Annotated in this window: 13 protein-coding genes; 6 read left to right on the top strand and 7 right to left on the bottom strand. The window is 27.1% G+C overall.

What is annotated here, in order from left to right:
- Positions 1–3 precede the first annotated feature (3 nt).
- Positions 4–1,233, top strand: a complete 1,230-nt coding sequence (tyrS, locus tag DT059_RS05010) for a tyrosine--tRNA ligase (RefSeq protein WP_145597297.1) — start codon at positions 4–6, stop codon at positions 1,231–1,233.
- Here tyrS and DT059_RS05005 read toward each other — a convergent pair.
- From DT059_RS05005 to DT059_RS04995, 3 genes are all read right to left on the bottom strand, one after another.
- A complete protein-coding gene (locus DT059_RS05005) occupies positions 1,230–3,659 on the bottom strand; it encodes an AsmA-like C-terminal region-containing protein (RefSeq protein ID WP_145597295.1) in 2,430 nt (809 codons plus the stop codon). The genes tyrS and DT059_RS05005 overlap by 4 nt on opposite strands.
- A protein-coding gene (prfB, locus tag DT059_RS05000; protein ID WP_445082355.1) for a peptide chain release factor 2 occupies positions 3,649–4,750 on the bottom strand; the annotation gives its coding sequence in 2 pieces (ribosomal slippage) (positions 3,649–4,680 and positions 4,682–4,750; 1,101 coding nt in all). Before prfB ends, DT059_RS05005 begins: the two co-directional genes overlap by 11 nt.
- A complete protein-coding gene (locus tag DT059_RS04995; protein ID WP_145597291.1) occupies positions 4,750–7,086 on the bottom strand; it encodes a penicillin-binding protein 1A in 2,337 nt (778 codons plus the stop codon). The genes prfB and DT059_RS04995 overlap by 1 nt, the downstream gene beginning before the upstream one ends.
- Before the next feature lie 100 nt (positions 7,087–7,186).
- On the opposite strand from DT059_RS04995, the gene DT059_RS04990 reads away from it, so the two are divergent.
- Positions 7,187–9,004 (top strand): Rne/Rng family ribonuclease, encoded by a 1,818-nt coding sequence (locus DT059_RS04990; RefSeq protein WP_145597289.1) that lies wholly within the window; start codon positions 7,187–7,189, stop codon positions 9,002–9,004.
- Here DT059_RS04990 and DT059_RS04985 read toward each other — a convergent pair.
- Together DT059_RS04985 and thiS are read right to left on the bottom strand one after the other, a co-directional pair.
- The gene (locus DT059_RS04985; protein WP_145597287.1) at positions 8,997–9,770 is read right to left on the bottom strand and encodes a thiazole synthase; all 774 of its coding nucleotides are present in this window, start codon (positions 9,768–9,770) and stop codon (positions 8,997–8,999) included. The genes DT059_RS04990 and DT059_RS04985 overlap by 8 nt on opposite strands.
- A 1-nt stretch (position 9,771) precedes the next feature.
- The gene (thiS, locus tag DT059_RS04980) at positions 9,772–9,990 is read right to left on the bottom strand and encodes a sulfur carrier protein ThiS (RefSeq protein WP_145597285.1); all 219 of its coding nucleotides are present in this window, start codon (positions 9,988–9,990) and stop codon (positions 9,772–9,774) included.
- Between the two features lie 16 nt (positions 9,991–10,006).
- Between thiS and aroQ the strand changes: the two genes are divergently transcribed.
- The 3 genes from aroQ to accC are packed head-to-tail and all read left to right on the top strand — an operon-like array spanning position 10,007 to position 12,218.
- Positions 10,007–10,456 carry a type II 3-dehydroquinate dehydratase gene (aroQ, locus tag DT059_RS04975; protein WP_145597284.1) on the top strand — a complete coding sequence of 150 codons (450 nt, stop codon included), beginning with the start codon at positions 10,007–10,009 and terminating at the stop codon, positions 10,454–10,456.
- Positions 10,443–10,877, top strand: a complete 435-nt coding sequence (locus tag DT059_RS04970; protein ID WP_145597282.1) for an acetyl-CoA carboxylase biotin carboxyl carrier protein — start codon at positions 10,443–10,445, stop codon at positions 10,875–10,877. Before aroQ ends, DT059_RS04970 begins: the two co-directional genes overlap by 14 nt.
- Before the next feature lie 3 nt (positions 10,878–10,880).
- Entirely contained in the window at positions 10,881–12,218 is a 1,338-nt protein-coding gene (gene accC, locus DT059_RS04965; RefSeq protein WP_145597280.1) for an acetyl-CoA carboxylase biotin carboxylase subunit, read from the top strand.
- On the opposite strand, the gene DT059_RS04960 is transcribed toward accC, so the two are convergent.
- Positions 12,215–12,622: a DUF2155 domain-containing protein gene (locus tag DT059_RS04960; RefSeq protein ID WP_145597278.1), complete on the bottom strand. Its 408-nt coding sequence runs from the start codon at positions 12,620–12,622 to the stop codon at positions 12,215–12,217. The two genes, accC and DT059_RS04960, sit on opposite strands and share 4 nt — an antisense overlap.
- Positions 12,585–12,944 carry an NADH-ubiquinone oxidoreductase subunit NDUFA12 family protein gene (locus DT059_RS04955; RefSeq protein ID WP_075504265.1) on the bottom strand — a complete coding sequence of 120 codons (360 nt, stop codon included), beginning with the start codon at positions 12,942–12,944 and terminating at the stop codon, positions 12,585–12,587. The genes DT059_RS04960 and DT059_RS04955 overlap by 38 nt, the downstream gene beginning before the upstream one ends.
- 114 nt (positions 12,945–13,058) lie before the next feature.
- Between DT059_RS04955 and DT059_RS04950 the strand changes: the two genes are divergently transcribed.
- Positions 13,059–13,883 carry a TSCPD domain-containing protein gene (locus DT059_RS04950; protein ID WP_145597275.1) on the top strand — a complete coding sequence of 275 codons (825 nt, stop codon included), beginning with the start codon at positions 13,059–13,061 and terminating at the stop codon, positions 13,881–13,883.

Below are 13,883 nucleotides of genomic sequence, written 5' to 3'. Positions count from 1 at the left end.
CTTATGAATAAATTTTTAAAAGAATTTAAAGATAGAGGTTTTTTCTATCAATGTACAAGTGAAGATGAACTATCCAAACAATTAGATGAAGAAAAGATTAAAGGCTACATAGGTTTTGATTGTACAGCTGAAAGCTTACATGTGGGTAGCTTACTTCAAATAATGTGTTTACGACTACTTCAAAAAAATGGACATCGACCAATAGTTTTACTTGGTGGAGGAACTACAAGAATTGGGGATCCATCTGGTAAAGATAAAACTAGAAAAATATTAAGTGAGGATGTGATTGAAAAAAATATTAAAAATATCAAAAATATTTTAAAAAAATTTTTAGATAATGATGATCCGAATACAAAGCCAATATTTGTAAACAATTATACTTGGCTTAAAGATTTAAATTATATTTCGTTTTTGAGAGATATCGGAAAACATTTCACGATAAATAGAATGCTAACATTTGATAGTGTAAAACTCAGATTAGATAGAGAACAATCTCTAAGCTATATGGAGTTTAATTATATGATTTTACAAGCATATGATTTTCTTGAATTAAATAAGAAAGAAAATTGTGTCTTGCAAATCGGGGGTTCAGATCAATGGGGAAACATTGTTAATGGTGTTGAGCTAATTAAAAGATATTCTAATAATCAAACCTTTGGTTTAACAACACCTTTAATTACACTAGCAACTGGTGCTAAAATGGGAAAAACTGAAAGCGGGGCTATTTGGTTGGATGAAAAATACTTATCAGCTTATGACTATTGGCAATTTTGGAGAAACGTAGATGATAGAGATGTAATTAAATTTTTAAAAATGTTTACTGAAATTGAAATTAAGGAAATAGAAACAATTAAAAATAAAGATATAAATGAATTAAAAATACTACTTGCTAATAAAACCACAGAAATGTTACATGGAAAGGAAGCAGCTAAAAATTCTGAGCAAGCAGCAAAAGAAGCTTTCTCCGGAAACACTCTAGGTTCGAACTTACCTAAAGTTAATATTCAATCAAATAAAATAGAAGAAAAAATAAATATAGTAGACCTTGTTTTATTATCTAAACTAGAAAACTCGAAAAGCGAAATCAGAAGGCTTATAAAAGGGAATGCGGTAAAAATTAATGACGATGTTATTTCAGATGAAAAATTTGAAATTAATAAAAACTTATTTAAAGATAATTATCTTAAACTTTCCCTCGGAAAAAAAAGACATATTAAAATAGAATTAAATTAATTTTTTTTAATTTTCTCTAAAGTTCTAGTAATAAACCTGGGTGTTAGAGTTTTTATAGGATTTACAGTAGTTTCTAAATCTTTAGGGGGACCTTTAATTTTAAAGCTGACTCCAAAAACACCATCACCTACTTTCTTTCCAATCAATAAATCTCCAAGCAAAGGTATTGAAGCGATAGATCTATTAATTGTTGTCGCTGGAACCAAGGTTCCTCTTAAACTAATTAATTTATCCTCCTCAATGTATCCTTCCAATAAAATAGATATTGCTGGACCAATTGCATATAATTCTTGAATTTTCATTAGTTTATCTTGATTAGTAAAATTCATTTCAAAATCTGTAAATCTAATTCCCTCTCCTGTAAGTAAGTCTGCTATTCCTTGAAGAGATGCAAGAGCCAACAACTTGGCTAGCGCTGGAATTTCTTTAACTTTAAAATTATCAATTACTAATTTAGATGTTGATACTCCATCTTTTTTCAAAGAGTAAAAGTCTAAATATCCCTCTCTATCATCTTTAAATCCTTTAATAAATTTATATCTATCTACTAGGGGTTTTGCCTTAGATGAGAAAAGGGTAGTAATTTTTTCACCTTGATTATTTGTTTTAATTGTAAACTTTATATTTTGTGAATTATTATAAAAGGCTAAAATATCGGCTTCCTCTACTTTGTTATTAATAATATTTATCTTTCCTTTTAAATCCTTAACAAAGTATACTTTATCCAAGTAAACTTCATCAAAATTTAGGTCCATACTTATATTATTTTCAAAAAAATTGTTTTCTTTTTTATCATCGGCATCTAGCAAATTCGAAATTAAAGAATTTGCATTAAATAAAGTGCCATCAATTAAATATTTTTTTCCTTCTACTTTTTTTATATTGTAAATATTTTTTTTATTTTCTATATCTACATAATTGAAATTTGCCTCATCAACTTTTATTATTTGATTAGAATCGTTAAGAGATAAATTTTTAATTTTAATGTTATTATTTTCTTCATTAATAATAAAGTTATTTATATTTAGATTTTTATTATTTTTTATTTCTCCATTAATTTGAAGATACATTTGGCTATCATCTCTTTTTTCATAATTAATATTATCAATTATGAATTTTGTATTTTTTACATTTAAATTAGTATTAAAACTTATTTTATTTTTTTCTTTCTCAATTAAATAATCAATATCTTCAAAATCTTTATCGATTTTGAATTTTCCATACCCTGAAAAAGTAAGGTTATTATTTTTAAAATTAATTTTTAATTTTTGATTATTAAAATTAATATTTTTATTTGTTTGAGGGAAGAAAATTTTTAAAAAGTCTTGCTGTTCTAAAACTATATTTTTTAAAAATAATTCTGAATCTATGCTTAAATCATTATCTTTTTTATTTATAAAATATTTAATATCATCTACTTCTTCAGCATTAAACTGAATTTGTCCCTCACCCTTAATTGATAAATTTTTGTCCTTATAATTTAAATTTAATTTATGATTATCTAGTAAAATTAGATCATCAACTTCTGGAAAATATTTATTAATTATTTTTAAATTTTTATATTTTAGCTGAGTAATATTTATATCAGAATTTAAAATAACATTTTTAACTTTGAATTTTTCATTTATTTCCAAAGAAAATTCATTATTTGTTTTAAATTTAGTATCATCAACAATTATATTTTCAAAACTTAAATTTAATAATTTTAATATATTTGAATTTAAACTTGATTGATCGTTTTCAACAACAGCATCAATTAAAAAGCTATTTTTTTTTCTTTTTACGTTAAGTTTTTTTGAAATAAAATCTACTTCTTCTGCTTTAAAATTTATTTTATCAAAATGATAATTATCTTTTTGAAAATTGAAATTAAAATTTATATTTTTAAAATTAGCCCTATCTAAAAAATTAATACTTGCATCTTTTATCAAACCTTCAATGATATAATCATTTTTAAGTTTACCCTTTTCATCGATGTTCAAACTCAGATCTATAATTACGTGACCTTTTTTTACAATTTTTTCTAATATAAATAATTCATGTTTGTTATTTGTTGTACGAATAAATTTAATTAAATCATTTAATAATATAGACTTCGTTTTTACCTCTATATTTGATGATGAAATCTTATTTTTAATTAAAGAACTGAGTGAAACTTGCGTTTTAATGCTTTCTAATGCTAAAGGTTTTTTTGAAAAATATACTGTGGTACCAACTGTTTTTGCATAAATTTTTAGTTTAAAAGGATCTAGAGTTAATTTAATTTTGTTTAAATCTATATCTATCTTTTTATTTATTAGTGTAATTCTTTTTTTTATTTGATCGTTAAATTTATCTGTCTCTATACCTACAGTGCTGAGGTAAACTATCAAAATAACTAACACCGACAGGAGCAGAATAAAATATTTTAAAATATTATTTTTCATTTAATTTATAAAGCGATTGTTCTAAAAATTCATCGATGTCACCATCTAATACTTTATCAGGACTAGTACTTTCAAAACTAGTTCTATTATCTTTTACAAGTCTGTAAGGTTGTAAAACATATGATCTAATTTGATGGCCCCACCCTATTTCAGATTTAGAACTTTCAACATTTTGATTTTCTTCCTCTCTTTTTTTTATTTCATAATCATATAATCTTGCTTTCAACATATTCATGCATGTTTCTTTATTTTTATGTTGCGATCTTTCATTTTGACATTGAACAACAATTTTTGATGGAATGTGAGTTATTCTAACTGCACTATCAGTGGTGTTAACATGCTGACCACCTGCTCCACTAGAACGATATGTGTCTATTCTTAAATCTTTTTCTAAAATTTCTATATTTATATTTTCATCTACAACTGGATAAATCCAAACACTTGCAAAACTTGTGTGTCTTCTTGCTCCGGAGTCAAATGGAGATATCCTAACTAATCTATGTATTCCCGACTCTTTTTTTAACCATCCAAAAACATAGTCACCATCTATTTTAATTGTTGCAGACTTTATACCAGCCTCGTCACCTCTATGTTCACTAATCAAACTTGACTTAAAATTTTTTTTATCAGACCATTTTAAATACATTCTTCTTAACATATCGGCCCAATCTTGACTTTCTGTGCCTCCAGCTCCAGCATGTATTTCTATGTAACAATTTAAAGGGTCTGCTTCATTAGATAAAAAACATTTAATTTCATTTTTTTTAACTTCACATCTTAAGTCTTTAATATTTTGAAGAACTTCTTTTTGGACCTGTAAATTCTCTTCTTCAAGCGCCAGTTGATTTAAATCATCTAGATCTTTAAGTTTTTCAACATTATTATTTAAAGAGTTAGTTAAATCTTCATAAAATTTCTTTTCTTTGATTACTTTTTGAGAGTTATTTTTATCTTGCCAAAAATCGGCACTCAGCATTTGTGAATTTAAAGATTGTAGTTTTGAATGGATATTGTTTTTTTCAAAGATACTCCTGTATTTTTTGATTTATCTTTTCAACTTCTTCTTTAAAATTTTGATAATTATTATCCATTAGTAAAACTTTAATATATTATTTGAATCTAATCTATCTGAATTTGTATAAAGTACTTTTCCATTAACCACATTTTCTTTTTTAAAAACCTCAATAATAGTATTCTTTGAGTTAAATTTTGCTTTTTGACCTGTTAAAGGGTCAACAACCATCATCAATGTACCTTTAGCAGCCTTAAATGGTCTCGCATCATATTTTTTAACAGAATCACTTATAAAACTTTTGAATATTGGTAAAGCCGTTTTGGATCCTGTTTCATATTTTCCTAATGGAGTTGGATTATCTGAACCAACATAAACACCAACTAGTACATTTGAGGTAAAACCTATAAACCAAGTATCTGTATTTTTATTTGTTGTTCCAGTTTTACCTGCAATATTTAAATTTAAGTCTTTTAGTTTTTTAGCTGTACCTCTTTGAACAACTCCTTCTAAAATTGATGTCATTTGAAAAGCTGTTTGTGGAGAAAAAATTTGTGTATAGTTATTTTTAATTTCTGGATAATCATTGGTTAAATAAGAAATTTGATCACAATTAATACATTTTCTTTTATCATTATTAAAAATAGTATTTCCCTCACTGTCCTGAATTCTATCTATCAGTATTGGTTCAACAAGTTTTCCTCCATTAACAAAAACTGAATAAGCAGATGTAAGTTTTAATAAAGTTGTTTCAGCGGATCCCAAAGATATGGATAAAAGTTCTTCTGGATTATCATAAATTTTTAATGCTTTTGAAAAATCAACTATTTTCTCTACACCAAGATTTTGGGCTATTCTTACTGTCATTAAATTTCTAGATTTCTCTAAACCAACCCTTAAAGTCGACGGCCCATAAAATTTTTTTCCATAATTTTCTGGTTTCCACATTTTTAAATCATCTCCTTGGTCTAAAACCAGTGGTGCGTCTAGAACTAATGATGTTGGTGTAAAATTATTCTCTAAGGCTAATGCATAAACAAATGGTTTAAAAGCTGATCCAGGCTGTCTTTTAGCTTGAGTTGCTCTGTTAAATTCACTTTGTTTAAAACTAAAACCACCACTTAGTGCTAAAACTCTTCCAGTAAATGGATCCATCACAACAATTCCACCATTCACCTTTGGTAATTGTTGTAAGTTAAAAATATTTTCTTTAAGATTTTTAACATAAACAATATCACCAGGTTTTAATAATTTATTAAATTCTTTTTTTGTCCAAGAAATGCTCTGATATTCAATAACACCTTCGATATTATCTTCTGTTTCTATTTCTGCTGAAAATTTATTTATCTTTTTGACTATTGCTAATTTCCAATTAATTGAATTTTCTAATTTATACTTTTCTAAATCTTTTTTCCATTCTGAATTATAAATCTTGTTAGTAAGTGGTCCTCTCCATCCCTTTCTTTTATCATATGCTATTAATCCATCTCTAAGTGATTTTGTTGCAATTGTTTGTAAATTTAAATCTATTGGAGTATTGATATTAAAACCTTGTTTGTAAACTTTATCATAGCTCAAAGTTTCAATTACGCTCTTTCTCACATCTTCAATAAAATATTGAGCATCTTCTAAAAAAATTTTTTTATTTTTTTTTAAAATTATTTTCTCTTTTATAAGTTTTTCATACCATTCTGAGGTTAAATAATTATTATCTAGCAAATTTTTTAAAACTAAATTTCTTCTAAATTTTGCTATATCTGGATCTCTATAAGGATTATATCTACTAGGTGCTTTTGGCAAAGCTGCTAATAAAGCGGCTTCTGAGTAATTTAAATCTTTAATAGATTTATCAAAATATTCTAAGCTTGCAGCAGCTACTCCATATGCTCCACTTCCAAGATAAATTTGGTTTAGATAAAGTTCTAGAATTCTTTCTTTAGATAAAGCTCTCTCTATTCTAAAAGCTAGAATTGCCTCCTTAATTTTTCTATTTAAACTTATTTCATTCGTTAATAAAAAGTTTTTTGCTACCTGTTGAGTAATTGTAGATGCTCCCTCTAACCTTTTAGATGATAAAATATTTGAAATATTATTTATTACAGCCCTAATAACACCTTTAGCATCAACACCCGGATGTTTGAAAAAATTTTTATCTTCAGCAGATAAAAATGCATTAATTACATTTTTTGGAATTGAATTAAATGGAACAAATACTCTTTTTTCCTGTGAAAAATCTGCCACCAAATCACCATTACCAGAGTAAACTTTACTGGAAACAGGAGGTTTGTAACTTTTAAGAAATTTATAATCGGGCAAATCATTAGAATAAGTCCATAAAACACTTATTATCGAAATCGTTGATAATAGAATAAAAGAAGTAATTAAAATAAAGATATTTCTAAAAAATTTATTCATTTTAATTTCATTATATCTTGGAATTTGTTAAAGATATGGCAAGAAAATTAAACAAAATTTTAAAAACTAAATTACTAATGAAATTAACATTCACAAAATTATGGAAAAAAATTTATATATCGATGCTTCGCATCCTAACGAAACTAGAGTTGTTCTTAAATCAGGTGAAAATATTGAAGATTACGAGTACGAAGGTTTAAAAAACAACTTAATTAAAAATAATATTTATTTAGGCAAAGTAAGTAGAATTGAGCCCTCTTTGCAAGCAGCCTTTGTTGATTTTGGAAGAGAAAGGCATGGGTTTTTATCTTTTAATGACATTCAATCGGATTATTATCAGATACCAAAAGCAGATTTAGAAAGAATTAAAGAAGAGGAGGAAAAAGCTAGAGAAGAACTTTCAAGAGAAGTTGAGGCTAAAGAAGAGGAAAATATTGCTGAAGGAAAACTTGAAATTGATGATCCTATAGAAAAGATATCAGAAGAACAAATAGAAGAAGATTCAAATAATAAAGAAAATAATGCTGAAAAAGAAAATTTATATGATGGAAAAGAAAAAAAGAAAGAGCATAGATTTAAATTTAAAAGATATAAAATTCAGGAAGTAATTAAACCTAACCAGGTAATTCTGGTACAAGTTATTAAAGATGAGAGAGGTCAAAAAGGTGCAGCTTTAAGCACTTTTATTTCTATTGCTGGTAAGTATATAGTATTAATGCCTAACACTCCTAAAGGAGGTGGCATATCAAGAAAAATATTTAATCCTTCTGATAGAAAAAAAATAAGATCAATTTTAAATGAAATTGAAATACCTAAAGAGATGGGATTAATTGTCAGAACTGCTGGAAGCAATAAAACAAAAAATGAAATAAATAGTGATTTAGAAACTTTGATTAATTCTTGGAGTCAAATAAAAGAAAATGCAATAAACTCTATTGCTCCTTCTTTAATACATCAAGAAAGTGAAATAATAAAAAGAACATTGAGAGATATGTTTGACGAAAATACCCAAAATATAATTGTAGAAGGTAACGAGGGTTATAAAAAAGCTCAATCATTCATGAAAACAATGATGCCATCAAATGTCAGAAAAGTAAAAAAATATAGAGGAAAAATTCCACTATTTATTCAAGAAAATATCGAACAAAAGTTAAATCAAATTTTTGACTCTGAAATTAAACTAAAGTCAGGAGGATATTTGGTTATTAACCCGACAGAAGCTTTAGTTTCTATCGATATAAATTCTGGAAGTTCAATAAAAGGAAAAAATGTTGAAAGCACTGCTCTAGATACGAATATTGAAGCTGCAGAAGAAATTGCAAGACAAATAAAGATAAGAGATTTGTCTGGTTTAATCATTATAGATTTTATTGATATGCTAAGTTATGGAAATAGGAGGTTAGTAGAAAGAAAACTTAAAGAAAAATGCAGGTCAGATAGAGCTAGAATTCAAATTGGAAGAATAAGTAATTTTGGTCTTCTGGAGATGTCAAGACAAAGACTGAGGGAAAGCGCAATAAAATGGAAGGTTACATTAACAGACGAGTCTTTTGCTCAAAAACTTTTAAAAATTGTTGAGTTAAAAGCTGTAATTAACAAAGCTAAATTCGTTGAATTAAAAGTTTGTGAAAAAATTTCAGATTTCCTTAAAGAAAATTTTGTTAATGACTTAACTTATTTTGAGAAAAAAAATAAAATGAAAATAGATATTATTAGCGATAATTCTTTAATTATACCTGAGTACATTATAGATATTAAAAATAAATCAAAAAAGACAATAGAGCTAATTGAAAATTATGAAAAATTAAAAAATTTAGAAACACAAAATAAAGAAGATAAATTTTCAGAAAAAAAAGAAAATAAAAAGATTAATAAAAAAAAATATAATAAAAAAAGGTATTATAAAAAGACTAAATAATTCCTTTTGATGGTGAGGATGGATTACCCATTAAAATTTTATCTATTCTTCCAGACTTGTAGGATTGTCTACCAGCGATAACAGCATTTTTAAAAGCAAGCGCCATTTCAAATGGTTTTTTTGCTTTTGCTATAGCGGTGTTAACAAGCACTCCGTCACATCCTAATTCCATTGCAATTGTAGCGTCTGAAGCTTGACCCAAACCAGCATCAATAATCAATGGAAGTTTGGTTTGTTTTCTAATTATTTGAATATTGATTTTGTTTTGTATACCTAGTCCTGATCCAATTGGTGCAGCTAAGGGCATAATTGCGTCAGCACCTGAATTCTCTAAACGCTTAGCCATTAAAGGATCATCATTACAATAAACCATTACCTTAAAACCTTCTTTAGCGAGAACTTCTGTAGATTTTAAAGTTTCAATCATGTCGGGAAATAAATTCTTTTTATCTCCTAAAACTTCTAATTTAACTAACTTCCAACCACCTATTTCTCTTGCTAATCTCAAAGTTCTCAAAGCCTCTTTTGAATTAAAACATCCAGCAGTATTGGGCAAATATGTAATTTTTTTTGGATCAATATAATCCATAAGCAAAGGCTTATTTTTATCTGAAATATTAACCCTTCTTACGGCAACTGTTACAATTTCTGCTCCTGAGAGTTTAATTGCTTTTGAACACTCAGTCATACTTTTATATTTTCCAGTTCCAACGATTAATCTGGAATTATATTTTTTATTCGCAATAATTAGACTATCTTTTTTCAAATTAACCACCTCCAATAAAATGAACTATTTCAATTTTATCATTTTTATTTAATTTTATTTTATTAATTTTTTTTTTATCTATTATTTCTTTATTAAGCTCAATAGCTACTTTATTTAATGGAATTTTTAGATTTTTTAACACTACAGAAAGGTTAGAATCTTGATTTATAGATTTGATTTTACCATTTATTTTAATTTTTATTTTTTTTATTTTTTTCATCGTATATAAGTGCTGAATGAATAATAAAATAATTATTATTAACGGTCCAAATCTTAATCTATTAGGAGAAAGAGAACAATCACAATATGGATCAACTACGTATGACCAGCTTAAAGAGAATTGTTCTAAAAAAGCAAAAGAAATTGGTCTTGATGTTGAATTTGCTCAATCTAATGTTGAAGGAGAGCTTGTTAATATTATTCAAGATGCTAGGAAAAAATTTGATGGTATGATTATAAATGCTGCTGCATTTACTCATACTTCTGTAGCTATAAGAGATGCTCTAGATTTATTTAAAAAACCAATCATCGAGATACATTTATCTAATATTTATAAAAGAGAGGAATTTAGACATAAATCACTTATAAGTGGTGTCGTAACAGGAGGAATTTTTGGATTGGGTGCTGAAGGATATATTTTGGCCATAATTTCATTACAAAAGGCTTTGCATAATGAAAATAGATAAAAAAATAATTAAAGAATTAAGTGATTATTTAAAAGAATTTAATCTTACTGAAATAGAGATAACTGAAAAGGATACAAAAATTAAAGTATCAAAAAATAATGTTTCAATAAGTAATCAACCTCAAGTTATCTCGTCCTCATCACCTGCATCAAGTTCATCACCTACTCAAACTCAAAATATTAAATCAGGAACTGAAATTACTTCACCTATAATTGGAACTGCCTATCATGCTCCAGAACCAGGTGCTAAAAAATTTGTTGAGATTGGAAAAAAAATTAAAAAAGGTGATACAATAATGATTGTTGAGGCAATGAAAACCATGAATCATGTTCCCTCAACAGCAGATGGTGTAGTAAAAGAAATTTGTGTTGAAGATGGCCAGCCTGTAGAATTTGGTCAAACTATTATTGTCCTAGAATAAATAATGTTTAAAAAAATTTTAATTGCAAACCGCGGGGAAATTGCAGTTAGAATTATTAGAGCATGTAAAGAATGGGGAATACCTACTGTTGCTGTTCATTCTGATGTAGATAGAGAAAGCATGCATGTGAGAATGGCAGATGAAAGTGTTTGTATAGGTTCTCATCAACCAGCAAATAGTTATTTAAATATTCCAGCATTAATGTCAGCTATAGAACTTACAAATGCTGATGCTGTTCATCCTGGATATGGTTTTCTCTCTGAAAATGCAAATTTTGCGAGAATTTTAGAAGAGAACAAAATTAATTTTATTGGAGCTTCATCAAAACATATAGAAATGATGGGTGATAAAATCCAAGCAAAGAGAATAGCTAAAGAAAATGGATTGCCCGTTATTGAAGGGTCTGAAGGAGGAGTAAAAGATATATCTGAAGCAAAAGAACTTTGTAAAAAAATTGGTTTTCCTGTTTTAATTAAAGCCTCAGGTGGAGGTGGAGGCAAAGGTATGAAAATAGTTTATAAGGAAGAAGAATTTGAAATGCTGTTTTCAACTGCAAAATCAGAAGCACAAAAATACTTTGGTAATGATGAAGTATATATTGAAAAATTTTTTCAAAATCCAAGACATATTGAGGTTCAAATATTAGCTGGAAAAAATAGAGCAGTACACCTACACGAAAGAGATTGTTCGGTTCAAAGAAGACATCAAAAATTAATAGAAGAAACACCAAGTCCAGTTTTAAATGATGAAATAAGAAAAGATTTATTTGAAAGAACAGTAAAAATGGTTGAAAAAATTGGTTATATGGGGGCTGGGACTGTTGAATTTATATATGAAGATGGTAAATTTTATTTTCTTGAGATGAATACAAGAGTTCAAGTTGAACATCCTGTGACAGAAATGGTTACAGGGGTTGATATAATTAAAGAACAAATCTGGATCGCTTTTTCAGGAGAAACAGCTTTGAAGCAAAGTGATATAAACCCTAGAGGACATGCAATTGAATGTAGAATAAATGCTGAGGATGCTAGTAAAAACTTTCAGCCTTCGCCTGGAGTTATTACTATGTGTCATCAACCATCTGGTTTTAGAACCAGAGTAGATGGTGCAATATTTCAAGGATATAAAGTAACACCTTATTACGATAGTATGGTTTGTAAGTTAATTTGTCATGGTAGAAACAGAACAGAGGCAATACAAAGAATGAATAGATCTTTAGATGAATTTGTTATTGAAGGAATAACCACAACAATACCTCTGCATAAAAAATTACTAAACCACAAAAAATTTATCAATTCGGATTTTAACGTTAGTTGGCTAGATAAAGATTCAATTGTTTAATAACAGTTTACAAGCCAAACATCATAAACAGGATGATCAAAAGGTGTAATTGATGGACTTGATGAAAACATCCAACCATTAAAAACAAAAACTTCATCATTATTTTTATTAGTCAGATCTCGAACTTGTATATAGGCAGTTATTTCTGGATTATCATCAAATTCTGAATTTTTACATTTTAGACTTTTAATTGATAAATCTTTAAAATTTACTAATTCACCATTTTTAAGTTTAAGCAAGGTGTTTTTAGAACTTATTTTATCTAAAATTTTTATATCAGTAAAAGTTCCCTCTAAATTACTTTTTGCATTTAAGTTTAAAACTAAGCAAAAATAAAATAAAAAAACTAAATAGATTAATTTAAAATTATTCTTTCCAACTTGAGTATTTCTTTTTAATACCATCTTGATTTTTATTGGGATAATATGCTGCGTCAGTGCCGGTTAAATTTTCTTGATGTGGTTTTTGCCATTCGTATTTTTCTAAGGTATGTTTTTTCTCAATTTTATTTGGTGTAAAATGTATCCAAGAATACCATTCTACTGGAATTTTTGATGCGTCAATTGTATTTGAATAGATAACCCATCTTTTTCCGTTTTTACTCTCATAGTATTTATTACCTAGCTCATCAGTACCAACTAGTTTTCCAAAAAAAATAGTTTTTAGTCTTGTTCCAAAAGTATCTTGATTCCACCAAGTGAAAATTTTTCTTAAAAGTGTCAACATAATATTTTTTTATTTATTCAATTAAAAATTGTAAAATTTAAATTAGACTAAAATATGAATATGTATATAAATAAATTGATTCATTATTCAAATTAAAATTTAAGTTGAGGTCAAATGGCAAAGTATTTAGTTGAAACTTATTATACCTGTACTTTTAAAGTAAATCATTATTTAGATGATATTAACGAGGCAGAGTTAAAAAATTTAGAGAAAAGAGATGATGGCAAATTTGAGGTTTTAGACGTAAAACTTGATAACAGAAAAACAAAAAGTCTAGATCCTAAAAACAATAAAGTGCTTGAAAACAAAAAAGTAGAAGTAGTTACTGAAAATGATAAAAAAAACCCAATAAATAAAGAAAGTATAATAACAAGTATAAACACAGCTAACGAGAAGTCAGGTAAAAGATTTAGTATGCCTGACAGAAGAAAAGGATATATTCAAAAAGCTACTATTGGTGACCACAAAGTTTACCTACATACCGGAGAATATGAAGACGGAAAAATTGGAGAAATATTTATTGATACCAGTAAAGAAGGTGAGCTTGTTAAAGCCTTAATGAATAATTTTGCAATTGCTGTATCTCTAGGACTTCAATATGGTGTTCCGTTAGATGAGTTTATAAGTGCATTTGTTGGCACAAAATTTGAACCATCAGGCAAAGTACATGGTAATGATAGAATTTTAAGTGCTACATCAATTTTAGATTATATTTTCAGAGAATTAGCTATTTCATATCAAAATAGAGAAGATCTGGCCCATACTCCGGCTATTGGAGGAAATGACACTATCAGTACAGAAGATCAAAATTCTGAGGATCAAAATCAATTATTAAAAATTGTAAAAGATATTACTAGCAAAGGTTTCGTGAGAAATAATTATAAAAAAAATCTAGTTGATCTTTCAGATGTAAAAATAAGTTTAAAAGGTAAAAAATAA

The organism is Candidatus Pelagibacter sp. FZCC0015 (assembly GCF_007833635.1).
Classification (GTDB): domain Bacteria; phylum Pseudomonadota; class Alphaproteobacteria; order Pelagibacterales; family Pelagibacteraceae; genus Pelagibacter.
The sequence above is the reverse complement of the archived record's forward strand: the minus strand, read 5'-3'. Positions and strand labels throughout refer to the sequence as shown.

Bases quoted from the DNA above. Each gene is read 5' to 3' on its own strand.
- DT059_RS04990 (WP_145597289.1), top strand. From the start codon at position 7,187: ATGGAAAAAAATTTATATATCGATGCTTCGCATCCTAACGAAACTAGA.
- accC (WP_145597280.1), top strand. From the start codon at position 10,881: ATGTTTAAAAAAATTTTAATTGCAAACCGCGGGGAAATTGCAGTTAGA.
- DT059_RS04970 (WP_145597282.1), top strand. From the start codon at position 10,443: ATGAAAATAGATAAAAAAATAATTAAAGAATTAAGTGATTATTTAAAA.
- tyrS (WP_145597297.1), top strand. From the start codon at position 4: ATGAATAAATTTTTAAAAGAATTTAAAGATAGAGGTTTTTTCTATCAA.
- DT059_RS05005 (WP_145597295.1), bottom strand. From the start codon at position 3,659: ATGAAAAATAATATTTTAAAATATTTTATTCTGCTCCTGTCGGTGTTA.
- DT059_RS04960 (WP_145597278.1), bottom strand. From the start codon at position 12,622: ATGGTATTAAAAAGAAATACTCAAGTTGGAAAGAATAATTTTAAATTA.
- DT059_RS04995 (WP_145597291.1), bottom strand. From the start codon at position 7,086: ATGAATAAATTTTTTAGAAATATCTTTATTTTAATTACTTCTTTTATT.
- DT059_RS04955 (WP_075504265.1), bottom strand. From the start codon at position 12,944: ATGTTGACACTTTTAAGAAAAATTTTCACTTGGTGGAATCAAGATACT.
- aroQ (WP_145597284.1), top strand. From the start codon at position 10,007: ATGAATAATAAAATAATTATTATTAACGGTCCAAATCTTAATCTATTA.
- thiS (WP_145597285.1), bottom strand. From the start codon at position 9,990: ATGAAAAAAATAAAAAAAATAAAAATTAAAATAAATGGTAAAATCAAA.
- DT059_RS04950 (WP_145597275.1), top strand. From the start codon at position 13,059: ATGGCAAAGTATTTAGTTGAAACTTATTATACCTGTACTTTTAAAGTA.